General features: G+C 48.6%; 15 protein-coding genes. 6 read left to right on the plus strand and 9 right to left on the minus strand.

Annotated features, from left to right (window positions below):
* Nucleotides 1-351 precede the first annotated feature (351 nt).
* Entirely contained in the window at nt 352-3,063 is a 2,712-nt protein-coding gene (locus tag QNO02_RS02665; RefSeq protein ID WP_289392662.1) for an S-layer homology domain-containing protein, read from the plus strand.
* A 772-nt stretch (nt 3,064-3,835) separates the two neighbouring features.
* Here QNO02_RS02665 and QNO02_RS02670 read toward each other — a convergent pair.
* Complete coding sequence (locus QNO02_RS02670) at nt 3,836-4,723, minus strand: hypothetical protein (protein WP_289391015.1); 888 nt, start codon at nt 4,721-4,723, stop codon at nt 3,836-3,838.
* 111 nt (nt 4,724-4,834) lie between these two features.
* On the opposite strand from QNO02_RS02670, the gene QNO02_RS02675 reads away from it, so the two are divergent.
* The 3 genes from QNO02_RS02675 (at nt 4,835) to QNO02_RS02685 (ending at nt 8,095) form a co-directional block, all read left to right on the plus strand.
* Nucleotides 4,835-5,263, plus strand: a complete 429-nt coding sequence (locus QNO02_RS02675; protein ID WP_289391016.1) for a GNAT family N-acetyltransferase — start codon at nt 4,835-4,837, stop codon at nt 5,261-5,263.
* 318 nt (nt 5,264-5,581) lie between these two features.
* Nucleotides 5,582-6,214, plus strand: coding sequence for an NAD(P)-dependent oxidoreductase (locus QNO02_RS02680; RefSeq protein WP_091038252.1), 633 nt, complete (start codon nt 5,582-5,584; stop codon nt 6,212-6,214).
* Between the two features lie 201 nt (nt 6,215-6,415).
* The gene (locus tag QNO02_RS02685; RefSeq protein ID WP_289391017.1) at nt 6,416-8,095 is read left to right on the plus strand and encodes an NAD(P)H-hydrate dehydratase; all 1,680 of its coding nucleotides are present in this window, start codon (nt 6,416-6,418) and stop codon (nt 8,093-8,095) included.
* An 864-nt stretch (nt 8,096-8,959) separates the two neighbouring features.
* Here the strand turns inward: QNO02_RS02685 and QNO02_RS02690 are convergent.
* From QNO02_RS02690 to QNO02_RS02705, 4 genes are all read right to left on the minus strand, one after another.
* Nucleotides 8,960-10,612 (minus strand): methyl-accepting chemotaxis protein, encoded by a 1,653-nt coding sequence (locus QNO02_RS02690; protein WP_289391018.1) that lies wholly within the window; start codon nt 10,610-10,612, stop codon nt 8,960-8,962.
* A 26-nt stretch (nt 10,613-10,638) separates the two neighbouring features.
* Complete coding sequence (locus QNO02_RS02695) at nt 10,639-11,652, minus strand: BMP family lipoprotein (protein WP_289391020.1); 1,014 nt, start codon at nt 11,650-11,652, stop codon at nt 10,639-10,641.
* A 367-nt stretch (nt 11,653-12,019) separates the two neighbouring features.
* The gene (locus QNO02_RS02700; protein WP_289392663.1) at nt 12,020-13,630 is read right to left on the minus strand and encodes a gamma-glutamyltransferase family protein; all 1,611 of its coding nucleotides are present in this window, start codon (nt 13,628-13,630) and stop codon (nt 12,020-12,022) included.
* A 124-nt stretch (nt 13,631-13,754) separates the two neighbouring features.
* Nucleotides 13,755-14,654, minus strand: coding sequence for a glucose 1-dehydrogenase (locus QNO02_RS02705; RefSeq protein WP_036607429.1), 900 nt, complete (start codon nt 14,652-14,654; stop codon nt 13,755-13,757).
* 155 nt (nt 14,655-14,809) lie between these two features.
* On the opposite strand from QNO02_RS02705, the gene fosB reads away from it, so the two are divergent.
* Together fosB and QNO02_RS02715 are read left to right on the plus strand one after the other, a co-directional pair.
* On the plus strand, nt 14,810-15,229 hold the full coding sequence (gene fosB / locus QNO02_RS02710) for a metallothiol transferase FosB (protein WP_091038258.1): 420 nt from the start codon (nt 14,810-14,812) through the stop codon (nt 15,227-15,229).
* A gap of 141 nt (nt 15,230-15,370) precedes the next feature.
* Entirely contained in the window at nt 15,371-17,182 is a 1,812-nt protein-coding gene (locus tag QNO02_RS02715; RefSeq protein ID WP_289391021.1) for a S9 family peptidase, read from the plus strand.
* 127 nt (nt 17,183-17,309) lie between these two features.
* Here the strand turns inward: QNO02_RS02715 and QNO02_RS02720 are convergent, their stop codons facing one another.
* The 4 genes from QNO02_RS02720 to QNO02_RS02735 all read right to left on the minus strand — a co-directional run bounded on the left by QNO02_RS02720 (nt 17,310) and on the right by QNO02_RS02735 (nt 23,276).
* The gene (locus tag QNO02_RS02720; protein ID WP_289391022.1) at nt 17,310-18,344 is read right to left on the minus strand and encodes a phosphotransferase family protein; all 1,035 of its coding nucleotides are present in this window, start codon (nt 18,342-18,344) and stop codon (nt 17,310-17,312) included.
* Between the two features lie 21 nt (nt 18,345-18,365).
* Nucleotides 18,366-19,340: an SMI1/KNR4 family protein gene (locus tag QNO02_RS02725; protein ID WP_289391023.1), complete on the minus strand. Its 975-nt coding sequence runs from the start codon at nt 19,338-19,340 to the stop codon at nt 18,366-18,368.
* Nucleotides 19,341-19,522: 182 nt separating this feature from the next.
* On the minus strand, nt 19,523-20,554 hold the full coding sequence (locus tag QNO02_RS02730; RefSeq protein ID WP_036607380.1) for a ribonucleotide-diphosphate reductase subunit beta: 1,032 nt from the start codon (nt 20,552-20,554) through the stop codon (nt 19,523-19,525).
* Nucleotides 20,555-20,942: 388 nt separating this feature from the next.
* Nucleotides 20,943-23,276 (minus strand): ribonucleoside-diphosphate reductase subunit alpha, encoded by a 2,334-nt coding sequence (locus QNO02_RS02735; RefSeq protein ID WP_289391024.1) that lies wholly within the window; start codon nt 23,274-23,276, stop codon nt 20,943-20,945.
* Between the last annotated feature and the right edge of the window lie 289 nt (nt 23,277-23,565).

The following is a 23,565-nucleotide window of genomic DNA, read 5'->3' on the forward strand; positions in this document are numbered from 1 at the left end:
TCATTTCTCGTTTCTAAACAACTTCATCATTATATAGCAGGCCGAGGACTAGAAATCATGTTGATCGAAATTTAACAAACTCCCACTGAATAATTTACTTTCAGTTAATAAAGCGTTTACAAAAGTAGGTATTTTAATTGATAAATGTAGTATCTAACTCCATTTTTCTTGGCATATAAGCTCCGGAACGTACGATTTTGATATAAAACGGAATTTGTTCTATAGATGCGAAACGCTTCCTAATGCTACAGTAACGGCAGATCAGACATCTGTATAGAGTCTTTCTTACTCATTTGCAGATGCAGAAGCAAAAAAATAATTTACCATAACGGGAGCGTGTATTTGCAAGCCATGAGAAAACCACTTAAAAAGTCACTGGCATTACTTCTAATGTTGTCTATGGTAGGTCCGACATTTGCAGAGAAGAGTTTTGCAGCCGATCAGAAGATTCAGTTCTCTGATATTAAGGGACACTGGGCGGAAGCAAATATTCAAGCATGGGGTGATGAAGGATTAATTCGAGGCTACCTGGATCGTTCATTTAAACCAAATACGTATATTACCAGAGCAGAATTTATGAATTTGGTAAACGGTGCTTTTGGATATTCCGGACAAGCTAAAATTACCTTTAACGATGTGTCTGAGAGTGCATGGTATTACAAAGCAATTTCTATTGCAAATGCGAATGGATATATAGATGGATACACCGATGGCACAATGAAGCCGCAAGATCCGATCACCCGTCAAGAAGCAGCTAAAGTGATCGCTGGCATTTTGAATCTGGAGTTAAATGAAACAGCAGCAAATGTATTTAGCGATTCATCGTCTATTGCGGCGTGGAGCAAGGGAGCTGTAGGTGGAGCGGCAGCAGCGAAAATTATCTCTGGTTATGCAGACGGAAGCTTCAAACCGCTTAATTCCATTACTCGTGCCGAAGCAGTGTCTGCGCTCGTTAAGGCGGTGGAAACAGATGCTACTACAGCTGCCAAACCAGCTAAGCCAAAAGGAACGGCAACCGTATTGAATGTTAATCCTCCAGCAGATGAAGCTCGGTTGTCCGCCGTGAAGCACGGAGCCAATGCCGGAGACGACACCTTGAAAAATATTGCGGAAACCAATCCGTTTATTGATATTTTGGACGGTTTTGATCAAGTATGGTCCATGAACCAAGCGGATTGGAGAGATGGAACAGCGGCAACTAAAATTGGAGCTGACGGAAAGAATGCAAAGTATGGAGATGGACCGTCCCCATATTATGATGGCTTTAAAAACGATCCAACCGTAGCTGTCGCTGATCAGAAAACATATGCAAATGAAGAGATCCGAAACAAAGCGACTTGGGAAGCCAATATCAAATATGTAGAAAAGGTCACGCAAAATCGCACGGCTGAAGAGACATTGGCAGCTTATTATGATGACCAAAGAGATAAGATCTATAGCGTGATGGAGGGCTTTGGTCCGTTGGCTAACACGTATGTAGATATCATCAAGCCAAAGACAAACGTTGAACGAACGGTGGACGAGATGAATGTGGTATTGACCGAGGAAACAGTGGAAGATGAAAGCCAAGGCATTGGAGATTGGGAAGCAAAGACGGAACTTTCAGACTTGGTCCATTTAGTTGATCTGGTTCGATTCAAAATTCCTGCCTCATCTAATCCCTCTAAATATTTCTACTCTTCCCCTAGACCGTGGAGAATGAATTCCAATGGAGAAGTGAAAGAAGTTGTTGACAGCAAGGGACTGCCTGTATGGGAAACCTTGGGCGAAGGTGAGAAAAAAGAAGTACCTTTGGTTTCAGGCGGCACCAAATCAACAGGAGAAAAACATTACCAGCAATACGAAACCAACGTTAAGCTTATTCCTGCGTTAACTTATGTCAAACGAATCGCTGAGGATGGAAGAGGAAAAGATGGCGGATTTCCGAGCGGACATACCAGTGCAGCTTACTTATCCGTATTTCCTTTGGCATACGCTACACCAGAACGATTCACTGAATTGTTAACGAGAGCAGCTCAGTTGGGCGAGAATCGAATCGTAACGGGGATGCACTCACCGCTTGATGTTATAGGAGGAAGAATACAATCCACAGCCATGGCTGCATATGCACTTAATCAGGCTGAGAATAAAGATGTGTTAGAGAAAGGTTATGAGAATGCAGGAGAAGTATTTGGAGCTGCAGCCAAGGAAAAAAATATGAGTCTGTATGAGTATGCACATACCGTAACAGAGGATTACACGTTCAAGAGTGCTTACGATGAACACAAATGGGAAGATCATGATGCCAATAAAGCCTTCTATAGAGAAAAGATGACTTACGGTCTGCCACAAACAGGAACCAAAGGTTTGGCTCCAGTTGTCCCGCAAGGAGCAGAAGCCCTGTTGGAAACACGTCAACCGTATTTAACAGATGAGCAACGCAGACAAGTATTGTATACAACATCTATTGACTCTGGATATCCTGTACTGGATGAATCCAAAGGCTGGGGTAGAATTGATCTGGTCACGGCTGCGGATGGATACGGTGCATTCTTGAACAATGTAACTGTGGATATGGACGCTTCCAAAGGGCGCTTCAATGCACAAGACTGGTGGAGAAATGATATCACCGGTAGTGGAATGCTCACGAAAAAAGGAACAGGAACTCTTACATTGACAGGGAAAAATAGCTACACTGGCGGAACATTGCTGCAAGCAGGAACGCTGGTAGCCGAATCTGCAGCTGCTTTTGGTACAGGTGATCTGTATGTAGAAAATGGAACAGTTGTTGTAAATGTCGATGGAGCATTAACCTTGAATAGAAACTTCACCATGGATAAGGGGACACTGGAATTGGTTGTCGCTGATGGCAACAGTCAACTGAATGTTGGCAGAAAGCTCTATATTGATGGAGGAAACCTGAATCTGGACTTGTCCAACTATAAGATTGAAGGTTCCAAAGATATTACGTTAATTACGGCTAATGGAATTACAGGTGAATTCGACAGTGTAACGGCAGATGGTTATGACGTTACGGTCACGTACGAAAAAGGTCGTATCATTGCACATGTTGTAGCCAAATAAGTGAAGTAATTATCCATGATACAAAGTGAACTAATAAATGTTACACATGCCACTTCGATGACAGGGTAACTTTACGATGATTCTTCGCAAGACAAAATAAGTAATATAGAAAAGAGCTGAAGCTACAATGTAGTTTCAGCCCTTTTTGCGTACAGACTTGCAGAATTTAGAGCGTGACTTCAAACTTACTGAAAGCCGAGGCGCCCTGAACAGGTACGGAGTAAGTAAGCGTACTGCACATTGGATGTTTGAGTAGGGGATCAGGATGCCGCGCGGCTTTACTATTTTCCTCTAACAATGAAATTTCGCTTCGTACGAGAGGGACACGGGGTTGTCCCTCTCAGTCGCGCTTGGAACAGAGCATGAGCAGCGATTGAGCGCTAACGAATCTGAGGCGTCTTATCCAAGGATTTGAAGCACCCGCAGAAATCTAAGGAATCTGAGACACGTTATATCGAAATGTATGGCGTTTTAGAGCGTTTTTATCGAGCGATTTTGGGAAATAACGTGTCTGAGGTTCTTTACAATTTTGAAAGAGGCTGTAGAGGTAATATAAGACGTCCTGTGTTCCTTAGAAAATCGACTGGCTACTCAATAGGAACAGCCAGACGGGAGCTCGATAATTTTGGGACACTGACATTCATCATCGTATAGCATGCCGAGTAAGGAGACACGACCTGATCGGTGGAAATCCAGTCGAGAGAGGAACGAGTCTCGTATCATCGAGGTGAGTATCTAAGTTTAATCATACGGAAGCGGCTGGATGCGTAGGTTATTCGTCGGTGTTGGTACCAGATGTACGACGTGTATTTCCTTCCATCTCCGCAGAGACTTGCTTCGTTGGTTCCAGATCCGTATGTCCTGCGTAGGGACGGTCACTGCGAGAGCGTGTCCCAATCAACCCGAAACCCGAAGTAAATATAATCAGCTGTAATCCCAGAGCATAGGGAGCAGCAACAGGTCCAATCAGATGGAGCAAGGAGCATAGCGCGATCAGCAAGGAGAGCAATTTGGTTACTGTACGTGGCCTATCCCGGCGTGGGCTGGCCCAGAGCAGATAACCATATATTATGGTGATCATTAGGGAAACCGCGCGAATCCATGGCAAGATGCTCACCCATGAGTCTACAGGCACGTCCAACATTCGCTGACGAAATAACATATCTGTTACGAGAAACCCTGTGGCCGCCAGTGCGGTTGGTTCGGCTACGGGCCGAAGGATGGTCCAGAGCGCAGTGCCCCAATGATCTGCATGAGTATCCCGGCTGAGTTCATCCGATAATACGGTGCATTCCCGTTCCAGTGCTCTGTGCATCAGTCCAAATCTGGCAGGATCATGATCCTTAATACAGTCACGGATCTGGTCCTGTAGCTGAGGGGATAGGTAAGATGCAGCTTTGCAGGCTAACATTGCTGTTATCAGATCATTATGTTCGTGTTCCGACCGTTCATAATTCCGATTTTCCTGGATGGTAAGTTGTCCCAAGAGGGCTGTACTTATGTATAATGTATCTCGTATCCTTTGCATTCGCCTTTCGTGGCTACGGCGAACTTCAGTGGCAGACCATATGTATATCCCCAGAAGCAAAGCCATGACTCCAAACAGCACAGCCACAGTGCCTGGGCGCGATGTTAGATCTTCAATCCAACGTTGAAACACTCTTGTTCCTCCTTTGCACCAACTTCATGTATCATGAAACACGCTTCACGTAAGCTTTCTCTCACTATTACACAGGAAGTAGATGAATTCAAGCAGAAAGGGGCACAATTCATGGATCATGTGAATATTGAACACACACCACCCGCAGCAGTGGAGTATCTTGCCTTGCGGCAGATTGCCGGCCTTAGTGCAATGAGCAGGGAAGGGGCGGAGATTGGATTACCGAATAGCTTGTTTGCCGTATGTCTGCGTGAAGAGGATATGCTGATAGGCATGGGGCGAGTGATTGGAGATGGAGGTTGTTTCTTTCAGGTCGTCGATATTGCTGTACACCCGGATGTTCAGGGAATGGGGTATGGAAAACTGATCATGAGCGAGATTATGAATTATCTGCGTAAAGCAGTTCCAGCCCGTGGTTTGGTCAGTCTGCTGGCGGATGTTCCGGCTGATCGGCTGTATGCTCAATTTGGATTTGAATACACCAGCCCAAAATCGGAGGGGATGTGGTGGAGGCAAGGAGAAGAAGGACCGACTACCTAGTGGAACGAAAACTGAATTTTGGTGTGAGACCAAACTTCATATCCTAATGAAATTATCTCCGAATAGCCGCATTAGCGGCTTTTTTTCATGATCTGTGTTGGTTGATCGTGGGGAGAGGGGATACTTCTGAGTGTTGGTGTTTCATCTGGTAGAGGAGTAAAGATTATTTTTCAACATATAAGCTGTAAGAGATAGGTTTACAAGTGTCCACATCCGGTTTAAGATGGCGTGAGCCGTTTAAGGTATATAACAATAGGATTAAGTATTAAAATAACGGTAAGTTGATGAGAAGATATCTACAGAAAAGAGGGAATTTATATGAAAGTAGCCATTTTTGGAGCAACCGGAGCGATTGGTAAGACGATACTGTGGGAGCTGATGGATCGTGGGCATGAAGTGACAGCGGTGGTGCGTGACCCGTCCAAAATTGAGATGGTGCATGAGCGTTTGCGTGTAGAACAGGGAGATCTGCTTAACCCGGATCAGGTGGCTGATTTTGCAGCGGGTCAGGAAGCGGTTGTGAGTGCATATGGACCGAAGTTTGGTGGTGAAGAAGAGATGCTGGAAGTGACACGTTCGTTAATCGAGGGTGTGCGCCGGGCAAAAGCAGGACGTCTGGTTGTAGTTGGTGGAGCGGGAAGTTTGCTGACCGATTCCGGAGAGATGCTGATGGATACGCCGGGATTCCCGGAAGAAGTTAAGCCACTTGCGAAAGCCCATGCAGAAGCATATGACCTGATTGAAGCGTCAGGTATTCACTGGACCTACATGAGCCCTGCTGCAACAATCACAACAGGACGTCGGACTGGCCAGTTCCGAGTTGGTATGACCCGTGTGATTACAGATGATATCGGGGAAAGCTCAATTTCCGTTGGCGATTTTGCAGCGGCTTTGGTGGACGAACTGGACGATCCGCAGTTTATTCAGGCACGATTTACAGTAGGTTACTAAGCGTAGACAGGCTTTGGAATGGATAATTTAATCTGAAGGTCTCGTACACGGAATCGATAGAGTTTCCGATGATGTATCGATTGGATTGTGGTAACTGGATGGGGTAAGGGAATATAGTGATACACTTACAGAACACAGCGTTTAGGTGCGAAGTTGTTGCTTTTAGGTTTGAGATGAGCTTGTCACGGGGAGGGATGAACATTGTTTATCGTAACCGCTGAACAGATGAGAGCTGTGGACGAGCATACCATTCATCAGCTCGGTATTCCGGCAGCTAGTCTAATGGAGAATGCAGGCCGTGCCATAGCCGAGGAAGTCATCAAGCTGTGCCGGGAAGGGCAGGCAGAAGGCCGGCTTGTGGATTCAGGGCAGCTTGGCTATAGCAGCAAGACAGGTGTGAGGCGGGCACACACCGGGCCCGGTGATCGGCAAGGTTATGTTGGCGACATCATCGCCGATCCGGCGCTGGTGATGGAGCGTCCAGGAGATCAGCAGTGGTACATGCTGATCGGCAAGGGCAATAATGGCGGCGATGGACTGGTGGCCGCGCGCCATTTGGTTGAAGCAGGGCTTGGCGTGACATTGGTCTACGCCGATGCCCCTGAGGCACTGCGTGGCGAAGCTGCAGTGCAACGGGATGCCGCTGCTCAGCTCGGCATCCCTGCTCTTGTCCACGTGCGCGAAGCCGTGGACTTCAGCCGGTGCACAGGCATCGTGGATGCGCTGCTGGGCACCGGGTCGCGGGGAGCGCCGCGGGGGGCTTACGCGGCGCTGATTGAGGCGGCGAACGACAGCGGCAAGCCGGTCGTGTCTGCCGATGTGCCAAGCGGGCTGGACGCCGACACGGGAGAGGTGTACGAGCCCTGCATTCAAGCCAGGGTGACCGTATGTCTCGCGCTGCTCAAGCGCGGGATGGTGCAGTACCCGGGCGCTTCTGCCGCGGGGCGCATTGTGGTGCGCGCCATCGGCATTCCCGCGCGGCTTGCGCCAGAGCATGGCCCCTCAGTCCGTCTGCTGACGGACGAGGTGCTGCGCGGTGCGCTGCGCGTGGACACAGGCCGCCTCCGGGCACCGGACGGCCACAAGGGCACCTACGGCCACGTGTTGCTGGCCGCAGGAAGTCTGCCGATGAGCGGCGCTGGCCTGCTCTCGGCCAAGGCCGCGCTGCGCGCAGGCTGCGGGCTCGCCACATGGGCACTGCCCGCGGCACTGCTGCCGCATGTCATCGGCACCGTGCCCGAACTCATGCTCGCTGCCGCCGCCGATGGCGACAGCGGCGAATGGAACGCGGCTTCCGCGGGCGTCGTGCTGCGTCTCGCGGAGAGCCGCGACGTGCTCGCGACCGGCCCGGGCCTCGGCCGCTTCAAGGGCGACACAGACTGGCTGCGCCGTCTGTGGCAACATACGGATCGTCCGCTCGTCATCGACGCGGACGCCCTCAACATGCTGGCAGACGCTGGCCCACATGGGCCTCGCGACTGGGGCCAGCGAAGTGCGGCGACAATCCTGACGCCGCACCCTGGCGAGATGGGCCGACTGCTGGGCATGTCGGCCCAAGAGGTGCAGCGTGACCGCATTGGGCACGCTGCAAAATACGCCCGCGAGCAGGGCGTGACCCTTGTGCTCAAAGGAGCACGAACGGTCATCGCAACGCCGTCCGGCGAGGCGTACATCAACACCACCGGGCACGCCGGCATGGCGACTGGCGGTGCCGGAGACGTATTGACCGGCATCATCGCCGGTCTGCTTGCCCAAGGGCTCAGCGCGGAGCAAGCCGCCACGTTCGGCGTATATCTCCACGGACAGGCTGCCGAACGAGCAGCCCTACTGCGCGGTGACCCATCGTCCCTGCTGGCCGGAGACATCATCGACGCACTGTGAGGATGGGGCAGGTGTGGGACAAGCTCTTGGTTTTGGGTTACTGCCTATGACTAATCATTTCTAAACTGCAAGTGATCCAACGAACTAGCGCACCAGCGCATCAAAAGAGATGAGTGCACGATGTCCATTGCTCAATGCTAAATGATCAATGCCCGATGCCCATTGTCCATTGCTCAGTACTCACTACCCAATTCCCAGTGCCCTAACGAACCTGATACACCTTATACCACGGTTTACATCGAGGAGCAAAAGCTAACGAACCTCATCCACGTTATTTCTGTGTATTTCAGATAAAACACCTGAAAAACCGGACTAAATTAGGGAATAGAATGCCTGAGATTCGTTAGATTTTATAATCTGCAATTAATGGCCCAATAAGGTTTGCTCAGTTCGTTAAACATTTGGATCTGAAATGCTGATGTCTTATTATCTATATAAGTTGAACTAAAGAATATTTACACTGGACACTCCGGTGACAGAACAACCTTCCGATCGCTGTTATCCCCAGTTTTTTTATAAATTAGGAAATCCGGGAAAGCGTATGCTTCCGAGGCGGCTTTCTTTCAGATAGCTTTTAGCGCCGCTTTTTCAGGTTTTTTCTGTCTTCTCTGTTTTGTGTAAATGTTTAGTTCAATCTATATACTTTCATATCTCTGAAACGAATTAATTTTTAGATGAAACGACAACGATTAGTTACTGAAAAGGGGAGCCCTGTCATGATCCATGACTGAGGCTCCCCTTTATTTGTTTGTATGTTCACGCTACCTGATCCTGGCTCGGCTATAACCTGCCCATAACATGCCTATAATCTGCATCTAAACGACATCCGACCTACGTCTGGCCCAAGTTCTCGCGGCATCCTGCTTACAGCCGGAATCGCAGCAGTTCCTGATGCATCTCTGCACTAATATCACGCAATGACTTCACCTTGATACTTGCATCAGCGAAGGAACGTTGTTGTTCCGACGTGGAGGCGGTGATCTCTTCACTGCTGGCAGCCGACTGCTCGGTGATGGCACTGATATTTTCGATGGCCTGTTGCACCTGTGTACTGAGTTCATTGGATTGTTGCATGTCCTCAGCAAGTTGATGGATACCCGTACTGATGCGCTCCACACTTTCACGAATAGCAGAGAAAGATTCGCGAGTCTGGCCAGTGGCTTGTTCCTGTTCGCCGAATAACTGCATGCTTTGTGCTACAGAGTTCTTCACCTTGTCCATGGAGGTTGTGATCTCGCCCACAGCCGCATAGATATGTTTGACCGATTGCGCAGATTGTTCGGCGAGTTTATTCACCTCGCCCGCAACAACAGCGAAGCCACGTCCAGCTTCTCCAGCGCGAGCAGCCTCTATGGAGGCATTTAACGAGAGCATGGTCGTTTGTTTGGCAATCTCCGATACATATGCCGTCATCGTAGTGATTCGAACCGCGCTTTCTTCCAGTTCCCGCACCGTTTGTTCCACCTCGGCCATTGCCATGCGATTCACTTCGGCCAAGCGGAGTTGCTCTGCTACAGCCTTATTACCTTCCTCAACGGTAGTTAATACTTCACGACCATCGATCACCGATTGGGAAGTGGACTCCAGATTGCTATTAAAGGTAGACTGCATTTTGTCCACAACCATCACCGTTTCACTCAGATCCTCGGCAATCTTTTGACTGCCAATCGAGAGTTCCTCCGTGGTGCGTGATACTTGCTGCACAATCGCTTGGGCTGTATCATTGCCACGGTCAATATCTTGCGCCATCAAATCGACACGATGACCCGCTTCACCAATCGACTGAATAATGCCGCGGATATTATGAGTCATGATACCGAAGGAGCGACTCAGGTCATCGAGTTCATCTTTGCCCCGAGATTCCGGTAATTGTCCGGTTAGGTCACCGTCCGCAATTTGTCCCGCAGCGTCTTTGAGTGTTCGAATACGCTTGGCGATCTGACGTGAAGTATACATATTAAACAGCATTACGGCGACAAGCAATACGATGGCTCCTACCAGAGCGGTTTGCCACGTTTGCTGAATGTCACGTTCCAAATCGACGGTATATTGATCATAACGATCCCGAGTCATCTCATCTAACGAATAGATATCATTCTGTATGCCCCGAACCCGAGTGCTGTAACGTTTCGCTTCCGCACTGTTCATCGCACTCATCGCTTCGGTGGCTCCCTGGTTGAGAGCTTGTAATTTTGTCTCGATGGACTGAATAAGCTGTAACTGCTGATCTGTTTCGAGCAATCCGTCCGTAAGGTCCTGAATCATCGTTTGGCCTTCATCCAGCAAGCGGAGTACTGCATCCTGATTTCCTGCTGTCATGGAGAACGAATAGACATCCAGTGCCTGCTGGGTCTGAATCTGATTGGCATTCAGTTCACTAACCTTGAGCATGGCTGGTACCAGATTTTGATTTTTGGCATTCATACCGAGCAGTTGCATGATGATATAAGCGACCAGCACAAGGCTTAAAAGTAGTGAAATTAGAGCATTAAGTATCAGTTTTCCCTGTAGTTTCATGTGCGTACCTCCTTGTGTCCGATGGGTTATTGATCAAGCTTAATTTTGATTTGACCGGAAGAGATATTTGCCTTCAGATCTTCGAAGGTTTGCTGTTGTTCATCACTGAGCGTGATATTATGTAGAGCAGTCAGACCCACGGCGTTCTCCGCCAGCCCCTCCACGATTTCCTTTTGAGGGAAAGTATGATTGTTTTTAATAAACGTGTTAACGGCATTATAGATAGAGACATCCACATTTTTCAGCATGGACGTAAGAATGGCTTTTTCCGCCAAAAAGAATTGATCGGTATCTACACCGATGGCGTATTTCCCTAATTTCTGAATCTCCGTCAGTGCGCCCACACCTGTGAGACCGGCAGCCACATAGATCACGTCAGCGCCCTTTTTCTGAATCATCTGTGCAGCCAGTTGTTCACCGAGCTCGGCATTACCGAAGTCCCCTGCGTAGACAGCATCAACGGTTGCATCCGGCTTGACAGCCAGAACACCTTGCTTAAAACCCTGCTCGAAATTACGAAGGACCGGTATCTCCATTCCACCAAGGAAGCCGACATGATCTTCCTTTGAAGCCATAGCGGCAATAACACCTGCCAGATAACTCCCTTCTTCGGCCCGGAATGAAATGGAGGCGATGTTAGGCAGTTCGGACTGACTGTCAATCATGAGGAACTGTTGGTCAGGATATTTGGCTGCAACTTTCTCCATATCTGCTTGGACCGTATCACTCAGGCCGATAATCAGATCGAATTTGGCTTCTGCAAACTCCTCAAATGCAGCTTCGGCAGTTAAATTGTCGCCCGGTTCACGATAGTCAAAGACAATGCTTTTCTCATTTCTGGCTTGAACCAGCCCATCAAAAGCAGCATCATTAAAAGAACGGTCACCCAGACCCACTTCCGTAAGCACGATCCCAACCTTTGTTCTTGTGTCTGTTGCCGTTGTTGTATTATTGGCTGAACATGCCCCCAGGATCAGTACCGTCAGGATCATCATTAGGGTGAGACCTAGACCTGCGCGTCTGTTCTTGTTTGTTTTCATGTGTGTTACCCTCATTTCTGTAGTCGCATTTTTCTGTTTTGCATGGTTCCGTAGCTCCAGGGAATGACGTGTACATGATGACACGTATGGTGAGGATTTCCCTTTATCTATATCGGTAAGAAAGGCACTGTGAATTATGGTATGTAGTGAAAAATTACGAAAAAATAAATATTTTTCATGAATTACACATTATTTTTACATTTCTCTGGTTAAAAGGGTACATAAATATCTACAGTAAGTTGTTTACTGACGTTAAAAGTCCCAAAAAGGCACAAGAGAGGTGACATGAATCATCTCTCTTGTGCCATAGAATAGCACCCTATACGGATGATAAGGTGATCATCCTATTATAAAAATGAAGCGAGTTTTACCAAGCCGCAATCGAGCCGTCGGCTCGAGTTTCCGTACCCCCGCATAATACGCCATTGTCCGGGTTGCGCCAGATGATCTGACCACGTCCAAACTGGGATGGATCGAGTGCCACTTGAATATCATGTCCTTTGCGGGCGAGTGCCTGTGCAATGTGCTGTGGAAACCCCGGTTCCACGAGAATTGTTTTGCCCTTCGTCCACTGCCAGCGTGGAGAATCCAAGGCGGCCTGTGGGTTCAGGTGATAATCGATCGTATTCATGACCACCTGTACATGACCTTGCGGCTGCATGAAACCACCCATGACACCGAATGGCCCAACCGCTTCGCTGCCGCGGGTGAGGAACCCCGGAATGATCGTGTGATACGTCCGTTTGCCCGGCTCCAGGGCATTTGCATGATTCGGGTCCAGTGAGAAGTTGTGTCCACGATTCTGCAATGCAATGCCTGTCCCTGGAACAACTAATCCAGACCCGAAGCCCATGTAATTGCTTTGGATAAAGGAAACCATGTTACCTTCACCGTCCGCCGTAGCCAGATAGACCGTTCCACTTGCTCGTGGATCACCTGCCTCAGGTGCGCGTGCGGTATCACCAATGAGTTTGCGCCGTTCTTCTGCGTATGCCTCGGATAGCAATTCTTCCACCGTCACGCCCATTTTGCGCTCTTCGGTAATATATTTTTCCCCGTCGGCAAATGCCAGTTTCATGGCTTCGAGCTGCTGATGATACGCCAGAACGGATTCTTTCTCGTCGAATGCGTAACCTTTCAGCAGATTAAGCGCCGCCAGAGCAATCAGTCCTTGTCCATTCGGCGGAATCTCCCACACATCGTATCCGCGATAGGAGACGGAGATGGGATCAACCCACTCGGGCTGGAATGCCGCCAGATCATCTTTGGTCAGATAACCACCGTGTTCTGCCATAAAGGAATGAATGCGCTCTGCCAGTTCTCCTTCGTAAAAGTCTCGCGCTTCGCTCTCGCCAATCTGGCGCAAAGTCGCCGCATGATCCGGCGAGCGCCACATCTCTCCAGCTGCGGGAACACGCCCGCCTGGAGCAAATGTCTCAAACCACGCACGCCCTGCCTCCGCATCACCCTGGCGTGCATAAATCTCGGCTGCCCTTGCCCAGTGGCGGGCCAGCCCAGGCGCAAGCGGGTAACCTTCCTCCGCGTATCGGATGGCCGGTTTCAGCGCTTCCGCCAGCGTGAGCCGCCCAAAACGGCGGCTCAGCTCAGCCCAACCCGCCGGTGCGCCAGGCACCGTCACCGGAACAACCCCAAGCTTCGGCATCTCCGTATAGCCTGCCGCTTGAAGCGCCTCAATGGATATGCCCTGAGGCGCAGGGCCGCTGGCATTCAGGCCATGCAGTTTGCCCTCGGTCCAGACGAGGGCAAAAGCATCGCCTCCAATGCCATTAGACGTAGGCTCCAGCACGGTGAGTGCTGCCGCAGTTGCAATGGCGGCATCAATGGCGTTGCCGCCTTTTTTCAAAACATCCAGACCGGCTTGTGCAGCCAGTGGCTGAGACGTGGCGACCATGCCTTGCTTGGCATACACAGGCACGCGGTAAGAGGGGTACGGTTGGTAGAGTGGGTCGAAGTTCATCAGGTTGTTCAGCTCCTTGTCGCTAGATGTCAGGCTCCGGCATAACCGGATCATACTCCTAACCCTCTTCGCAACTGGAGAACCGATATCCTGCCACACCTGCCAAATCCAACCTGACATCAGCCTAAGTCGTTACCATATCGCCGCCATTTACATGAATGCATTCACCTGTGACGTAGGATGAATCGCGGGAAGCGAGATAAACGTAGGCTGCCGCCAGTTCGTAAGGCTGACCAGCTCGACCCATGGGTGTATCTGTTCCAAATACCTGTACATCCTCAGCGGAGAAACTGGCAGGGATGAGCGGTGTCCAGATGGGGCCCGGGGCGACGGAATTCACACGGATTCCCTGTGCAGCGAGTGATTGGGCGAGTACACGAGTCAGCGATACGACGGCTCCTTTGGTAGAAGAGTAGTCGATCAGTTGGGTATTGCCTTTATATGCTGTAATGGAAGCCGTATTGATAATGGAGGCACCTCTGCACAGATGGGGGAGAGCGGCCTGAATTAGAAAGAAATAAGCGAACACATTGGTCTGAAAGGTGTGATACAGCTGTTCTTCTGTAATATCAACGATGCTTGGCTGCACATACTGTACGCCATGATTGTTGACCAGAATATCGATCTTCCCGTAGGTTTCCATGGTTGTGCGAATGACGGCTTCACAGTTTTTCTTTAAGCGGAGATCAATCTCGATTAAGAGACAGCGCTGTCCCAGCTCTTCGATCCGTTCACGAGTCCTTTCGGCATCTGTCCGTTCATATAGATAAGCAATGACGATATCCGCACCTTCCTTGGCAAAAGCGATGGCGGCCGCCCGGCCGATTCCACTGTCCCCACCCGTAATAATGGCAACCTTACCTTGGAGTTTGCAGCTGCCAATATAGGCAGGATCTTCACTGATCGGTTCAGGCACCATCAGGGTTTCCAGACCAGGTTGCTGGTCCTGATGCTGGGGTGGAAATGCCAGCTTTTGCTCCTTGCATACCGTTTTCTCACCATAAAAAGGATAGACAGGATTCATTCGCTTTACATCCTCCTCGAACGTTCATTGATACGGATAACCTATGCATTCGCCCAGAAGAAGGTGCGGGAGGAAGCAGCAGAGCGGTTGTTTTTTGCACAGAATATACCATAATAAGGATAGATCCTTAAATTGATGGAGGTGTCAGGAGCCACATGAATATTCAAGGAATTAATCATTTGTGCTTTTCCGTATCCAATCTGGAGCGGGCCATTACCTTTTATGAGCAGGCTCTCGGTGCCCGAATTCAGGTGAAAGGACGCAAACTGGCTTATTTTGAGCTTGCTGGTCTGTGGATTGCCCTGAATCAGGAGGATGTTATTCGCAACTATACGGAACGAACCTATACCCATATTGCATTTACCGTTACAGAAGAGGAGTTCGATGCGTCTGTGCAGCAGCTGCGAGCAGCGGGGGCTGACATTCTTCCCGGAAGGCCAAGAGATCCGCGGGATGCATTATCTGTATATTTTACCGATCCGGATGGTCATCTGTTCGAACTGCATACAGGTACGATGAAGCAAAGGCTGGATTATTATCGCGAAGACAAAGCTCATATGACCTTTTATACGTGAGTTTCATGTACAAATCGAGAAAATCTGGAATTATAACTCACATATCTATTGTCTAAACATTGGCATTACCTATAATATGGACAAATGGTACCTTAATTTACTAATGTTAAATTCGTTGGTTCCATTCCAAGGAGGTTTGTCATGATTCAGTTCCCTAAACCGGATGTTGAGCAATATTTTCAGACGTACCGTATTTCGCATTTTGCCGTATCGGCAGACGAGAAACGTTTGTTCATGGACAGCAATCTGAACGGTCAGCCGAATATTTGGGCGATGGATTTGCCTGGAGGATACCCGTATCCTTTAACGTACTTGAATCAGAGCAGTCAATTTATCAAAGCAGACCCGCAAGGACGTCATCTTCTTACCGCATTTGATCGAGATGGAGATGAGAACTATCATCTGTATGCACTTCCACCCGAGGGTGGCGTTCCACTGCCTGTGGTTTCGGCAGAACCAAATGATCGCTGTTATTTCGCTGAGTTGTCCGAGGATGGACAACGTCTCTATTATGTTACCAGCGCGGGTAATCCGAATTATCTGAATTCACGCCGCATCGATCTGGAGACAGGGGAAGATGAACTGTTATACAGTGGAGAAGAGGTTACGAGCAGCCTGTTTGCTGTAAGTCCTGACGAGAAGAGTTATGTCATTTTAAAAATGTACTCCAATACGTATCAGACGGCGCATCTGTATCGTAACAATGAAGAAATGGTGATTCTGCCAGCTTCAGAACGTTATAGTCAGGTATCTGATCTGATTTTTGCAGATGATAATCGTCTTCTGTTCATTACCAATGATGACTCCGCATACGCCTATGTGGCTGAGTACCGTATCGATACCCGCGAATTCCGTATATTGTGCAGAATCGAAGGGGAAGATGTGGAGTTTATCCGCTGGCATCAGGCTTCCGAGACCTTATATTTCTGGACACTTACAGGGCCGGAGAATCGTATGTACGTATTGGGTAAAAATGCCGATGAGCCTCGGCGCATAGATATGCCGCTGGATACGATAGAACAGGTGAACGTTACGAAGGCTGGCAATGTATATATCCTCGGACGTGGAGCGATCCAACCGCATAACATTTATCGCAAAATCGCAGGTTCTGAGTCCTGGGAGCCGCTGACTGCCAATCGGGTAACCGGACTGGACCCAAGTGATCTCGTGTACCCTGACGTTATTCGGTATAACTCCTACGACGGACTGGAGATCGAAGCTCTCTTGTTCAAAGCAAAGCCAGAGCAGGCCAATGGCTACACCGTATTTTGGCCTCATGGTGGGCCGCAAGCATCCGAAGCGAAGTTTTTTCGGCCCATGTTCCAGATGATGCTCGCTCAGGGCTATCATGTCTTTGCACCGAATTTCCGGGGCAGTACCGGATATGGTGCGGAATTCGTCAAGATGGTTGAGCGTGATTGGGGTGAGGGTCCAAGGCTGGACTGTGTTTCCGGGATCAACTGGTTGTTTGATCAGGGAATTACATCGCCAGAGCGGTTGTTTGTGGTAGGTGGAAGTTACGGGGGATATATGACCCTGTTATTGGCAGGTCGCCATCCGGAGCTGTTCCGGGCTGCGGTCGATATTTTTGGGCCAAGTAACCTGTTCACATTCCTGGAATCCGTACCGGAAGACTGGAAGCCGATGATGGATAACTGGCTGGGTGACCCGGTCCGTGACCGCGAACGTTTAACGAAGGATTCACCCATTACGTATCTTGATCAGATGGTTAACCCCATGCTGGTCATTCAGGGTGCCAATGATCCAAGGGTCGTGAAGGCCGAATCTGATCAGATTGTGGCTGCGCTCCAGTCCAAGGGAGTTGATGTGGAATACATCGTTCTGGATGATGAGGGTCATGGCTTCTCCAGAAAAACAAACGAGATTCTCGTGTACCGCCGGATGCTGGAGTTTTTGCAGAAACATCAGGAGTCACCCGTCGCACAAGCTTAGTTGAGAGATTCCATCGTTGACTTAAATATAGTGAGATGAGGAAAACCGCCAAAGATCAAGGATGATCTTTGGCGGTTTTATGCGTGCGCCAGGATGTTGGGCGACATATATGGAATGATACATTCTACTAATCTAGCAATGTGACAATCGAATTAATGGACTGCTGCGCCCACTGTGCAAAAGGCAGGTCGGCTGCCCAAGTCACTTGTCCTGTGGCGTTGGCTTCCCCCCACCACAAGATACGTTGATAGAGCAGATGCATGCGGAGACGTGTGCGGAAGTGTTGGCATTTCTCCTCGTCTGCTGCACAGACCAGATCACGGTAGCAGCGAAGGAACTGCGCGGCCAGTTCTGGTTGACCCTCACGAACATACCTGGTGGATATTTTGGTGAGGTCGGCTGTTCCGTCTCCGAAATAGGCCGTTGTAAAATCGAACAAACCACTAATCTGCCACCCTGAAGAACGGCCGTCCAGATTTTGAATCAGAATATTCTCGACCTTGAAGTCTCCCATGACAAAAACCGGAACAGCTTTGGAACGAAATGCTGGTTCAGCATTCTTGAATTGCTCGTCCACCCACTGAACATCTTCATCCGTAATCACCGAGTACTGTTCAGCATCATGTAACCAGTGACGAATGGTTCCGTACAACCAGTCCAGATAATCGCCTGCAAAGGAAACAATCTGCTGCGCTACAGGATCATATTCCCCGGCATCAGGCACCTTCCAGCGGTGCAGCTCAGCCAAAGTATGAGCAAACATACAGGCGATCTCTTCCTGATCTTGCTGTGACAATGAAGCCTGAAATGCTGGATCATACAGGTGATTTCCAGGCAGGCGCGGCATTATGGCATAACTCCAGCCTAACAGATGGGTATCCTCATGTAATAAATATGGATCAGGAACAGGAATGGACGTATGTTTAGCCAGTTGTTCTACAAAGAACTTTTCTTCCTGTAACTGTCCTGCATATAAAGGATTGCCTTTCAGAATATACTCTCCACGGGAAGAGCGAATGAGCAGTGTCTGACCCATAACCCCTTTATCCGTTCGTCGATAATCTTCAAGGGTTCCCAGGTCAAGCTCATTCAGCGCATCCTGCAATGAAACTGCGGCCACTTCGCCAAGTTGATTGGAACCAAAATATATACGGGTTGTCATATGGCCGGACCCTCCTGGGTGTTAGTCCTCATTAACTTCGTCAGACAGGTCATACGTATCCTCATCGACCAATCCACGGATGAAAGCTTCAAAATTCGGCGCAAGATATGTAATCTCATAATCATTTTCCTGATCCACATGAACTACACAGGGTTCACCTTCAGGGCCACAGAAGCGATAATCCAGCATAACAACATCATGACCAGCGGATGGACAATCACAGATCACAATCCCCAGATCGGGGTATCCCCAATCTTCGATCATGAACCGACTTCCCAGCTCACCAGCGAGTGCGTATATTTTATCGTGTCCGATTCCCATAATGCTTGAAATGGCAATGTGATCCTCAGCCCAGGATGTTGCTTCTTTGGTGGGAAATACAGTGAGCGCAGGGATACCGCCGTTTTGCGTATTCATCAGTTGGATATAGGAAGCGGGCAGCTTGTAACCCAATTCTTTCTCAATAGTCAAAATCTCTTCTTCATCAAAAGGTTCTGATACATGGTTGTCCTGCGCATAATCACTCTGTACCCAGAACGTTGCGGGATCATAAGTCCCTGAAGCTGCTCTTAGATGGTTCTGTATACCGCTCTGCTCGAATGCGGCAAGCTCCTCTTCATGACGCTGGCGATCTTGACGCATCTTGTCCGCTTCGGGACGAATCTCGCGAAGGAATTCAAGGGTAGATTCATCATGGGGCAGAAGTTCATCAGCTCTCTCAAAAGCCAGTAATGCCTGTTCATAACTCGCTATATGACAGTATGCATAACCCAAACGGTATTGCCAGAGCGGGTCGTTTACTCCACGCTCCTGGACAGACAACAAATGTTGAATGGCTTCGCGGTAACGTGCGTCATTGTTATAGGCTCTGGCGAGTTGACCAATCAGATCATAATCCCGCTCTGAGATGGGGATACGTTCAATACGTTCAATAATGAGTCTGAATTGGTCCTGCTCATGCCATAAGTTGATTTGTTCCAGCAGTTCTCTTTCCATGAATAGACCTCACTTCCGTAGGAGGGGTATGAATCTCTTTCAAAACTATCTTACAAGGTTAAGGGACAAAAAAACACTCCCGCATGCAGATAGCCATGAAGGCATTCTATCAAAGGGAGTGCTTTAATTTGTGTTTATTTATACCGTAGATACTTAAGTAGTAGATACTCAATCAGAAGATTTTACAAATCGTCAAATCCGTTATCGTCGCCAACTTTACCGTAGTTACGGGATTTAGCTTCGAAGAAGTCGGTTTTGGTTGCATTCAATGCTTCATCGGAGAATGGTTTAATCCAAGGCATACAGTTTACATCCACACCTTCATATGCTTTTTCCATACCCATCAGACGCAGACGTTTGTTGGCGATGTACTTGATGTAATCTTCCAACTCGTTCAGGTCAATACCGCGCACGTTGCTGAGTGTGTAATGTGCCCAGTTGGTTTCAAGCTCAACAGCACGATGGATGGTTGTGTATACGTAGTCCATGTTCTCAGGTGTGTTCAGTTCAGGGAAGTCCACCAGCAACTGTTTGTACACTTCAGCGAAGAAGTAACAGTGTTGGTTTTCATCCCGCTGGATATACGAGATCATCTGGCTGGTTGCCATCATTTTCTGGTCACGGGCCAGGTTGTAGAAGAAGGCAAACGTACTATAGAAGAAGATTCCTTCGAGTACCAGATCGGCTACCATAGCCTGGAAGAACGTCTGTGGAGACGGCTCGTCCCGGAAGGTTTGGTAGATGTCTGCGATGAAACGGTTACGGTCAAGCAGGACCGGATCATGTTTCCAGTATTCAAAAATTTCCTTTTGCTCCCGATCCGATACGATCGAAGACAGAACGTAGGAGTACGATTGGTTATGAACGACTTCCTGTTGTCCGATAATGGCCGAGATCGCTTCGAGTGAAGAATCGGTAAAGTAACGTTTTACGTCACCCACAAACATCGTCTGCATGGAATCAAGTACCGCGAGCAGGGAGATGTTGATTTTGAATGTGCGTTGCTCTTCCTCGTCCAGCTGAGCAAATTGGGAAGCATCTTTGGACATTGGAATCTCGTCTGCGATCCAGTGGTTGAGCAGCAGTACTTTATACAATTTGTACATATGAGGCATGCGAATGTCGTTCCAGTTCAGGATACCCGAGCATTCACCTTCAATAATACGGGTTGATTGGTTAGGGGCTTCGGTGTTGAAAATTTTCTGTACTTGCATAGTCCGTTCACTCCTTGAATGAATTTACACTGTATAACTACGATGACAGAACAACCTTACGATCGCTGTTATCCCCTGATTTTTTTGATTCCCTCTTTTAAAGGGAAAAATTCGGTGATTAAGGCGAAGTGTATGCTTCCGAAGTAGCTTTTTTACAGAAAGCTTTTAGCTCCGCTTCTTCAGCTTTGTTTTGTCCTCTTCGTTATCGTGTAATCATTAATTCTTTTATATATTAGGGTTGTATAATGTGGCATCTATATCAACATCTTGCGATGCTGTGATCGTGTTTTAGGCAAAAAAGAACCAGGGCAACGCCATTTTGCAATCAAAACAGGATGCCCTGGTGGTCATCGTGAATCTAGTCAATCTTCTCTATCATGGATAAAACTTAGCTTGCGCAAGAATCGCATTCTTCAATGGTTAATGCCCGGCTACGAACGTAATACGTCGATTTCATGCCGGCTCTCCAAGCGTGCAAGTGCAGTTCCAGGAATTCCGTTGCTTTGATATCCGGACGAACATACAGGTTGAAGCTCTGTCCCTGATCGACGTGGCGCTGACGCGCAGCAGCCATATTGATGGAAGCATGTTGATCGACCATGAATGCCGTTTTGTAATACCAGATCGTTTTTTCGGACAGATCAGGTGCCGGATTGGCAATCTTGTATGTTGTTTTCTCTTCATAAGACAACAGCTCATAGAGCGGGTCAATGCTGGCCGTAGAGCCGGCAATGATGGACGTGGAACCGTTTGGTGCAATGGCGAACATCCAAGCATTACGAACACCGTTTTGCTGTACTTGGGTTTGCAGTTCTTTCCACTGTTCGGTTGTTACGAACTCGCCTACGCGCTCACCTGACGTGTACTCGCGTTGGTCGAAGTAGTGACCACTTTCCCAATCGGAACCTTTGAATTTCGGATAATGTCCTTTTTCTTTGGACAGCTCCATGCTGGCTTTCACAAGCAGGTAGTTAATTTTTTCGTACAGATTATCGTTATACGTTACCGCTTCATCAGATTCCCAGCGAATGCCTTCGAGGGCAAGCAGATGGTGAAGTCCGAATGTTCCCAGACCGACTGCGCGATATTGGCTGTTGGTGTATTGGGCTTGCAGCACTTCGATGTTGTTAATGTCGATAACGTTGTCCAGCATACGTACCTGAATCGGTACCAGACGCTCCAATACATTGTGAGGCACGGCACGTGCCAAGTGAATGGAGTTCAGGTTGCAGACAACAAAGTCGCCAGGCACTTTGGAAATCACGATGCGAGTTTGTCCATCTTTGGTTACGAGTTCTTCTTTTTCTACCACAGTGGCAGATTGGTTCTGCATGATCTCGGTACAAAGGTTGGAAGAGTAGACCATACCATGTGCACGGTTCGGGTTCGCACGGTTAACGGTATCCCGGTAGAACATGTACGGTGTACCTGTTTCGAGCTGGGACTTCATCACACGTTTCATAATATCAATCGCCTGAACGGTGATACGGGACAACAGCGGGTGGTTAACTGCTTCTTCGTATTTCTCACGGAACGCACCTGCACCAAATGACTCATCGTAGAAATCTTCCAGTCCGAGTGGACGACCGTTCTCGTCTTTCCAACCCATCACTTTCTTCGTTTCGTGTGGGCAGAACAAGCTCCATTCGCCGCGGCTAGATACGCGCTCCATGAACAAGTCAGGCAGACAGATTCCGTGGAATACGTCATGTGCACGCATCCGCTCGTCACCGTTGTTCAGCTTCAGATCGAGGAACGCCAGAATGTCTTTGTGGAAGACGTCCAGATATACGGCAATGGCACCTTTACGTGTACCAAGCTGGTCTACGCTGACCGCTGTATTGTTCAGTTGGCGAATCCAAGGTATTACACCGGAACTTGTGTTTTTGTGTCCACGGATATCTGATCCACGTGCTCTTACTTTACCGAGATAAACGCCGATGCCGCCGCCCATTTTGCTCAGACGTGCTACATCTGTATTGGAATCGAAGATACCTTCAAGTGAGTCGTCTACGGTATCAATGAAGCAGCTTGAGAGCTGTCCAGCTACTTTTTTACCCGCATTGGACATCGTAGGTGTAGCTGCTGTCATATACATGTTGCTCATCGCCCAGTAAGCTTCCTTAACGAGATCCATACGTTTCTCAGCAGGCTCCTGATGCATCAGGTACATCGCGATAACCATGTAACGCTCTTGAGGCAACTCCATCACTTTTCCGTCAAAATCGTGAGCGAGGTAACGTTCTGCCAGTGTGAGCAAGCCGATGTAATCGAAGAGCAGATCGTTGCGGTAGTCAATGCATTCAGCAAGTTCGTCGATCTGTTCTTTGGTGTAACATTCCAGCAATTCTTCACGGTAGATGCCTTTTTTCACGAGATCTACAAGAAGAGGATGGAATGCGCCATAAGGCTCGTCCGGGTAAGATTTGTATCTGCGGTTGGTAGCCGCTTTTTTGTACAGGGAAGTGAGCAGGGAGCGTGCCGCTGCAAATTTCCAGTTAGGCTCCTCTTTGGTTACCAGTTCCAGTGCGCTCATCATAAAAGCGTTACTGATTTCGTCTCCGGTAACTTCATCACGGCGGAGCTTGCTGTTTACCCCGCGTACCAGACGTTCCTTGTCGAGCATGTCCAGTCCTTCCAGAATACGGTCGGCATATACCGAGATGCGCATATCATCAAAGGCAAGCTGGCGGTTGTTCGGCTTGGTCACAACTTGTGGCATGAATATTCCTCGCTTTCGCATGTTTAAGAGATAAATTGGAGAAATTCTTTATATAAAGAATTGAGTGTCTTCTTACGGTGAGAAAAAGAAATAGGTTACGTTTTGCGGACTGAAACGGCGGTGACAAGTTCATGTCTTAAATCGCTCAACTTGAGGTGCACAAAGCAGCACAATGCAGAACATGCTCATATAAAAAGCATTCTCCCGCCTCGCGGCTGAAAATGCCCATGGATGCTCTGGCTTCCTTACTGTCTTAGAGGTTCAGGATATCGACAGAAAAGAGTGCTTA

The organism is Paenibacillus sp. PK1-4R (genome assembly GCF_030369595.1).
Lineage (GTDB): Bacteria > Bacillota > Bacilli > Paenibacillales > Paenibacillaceae > Paenibacillus.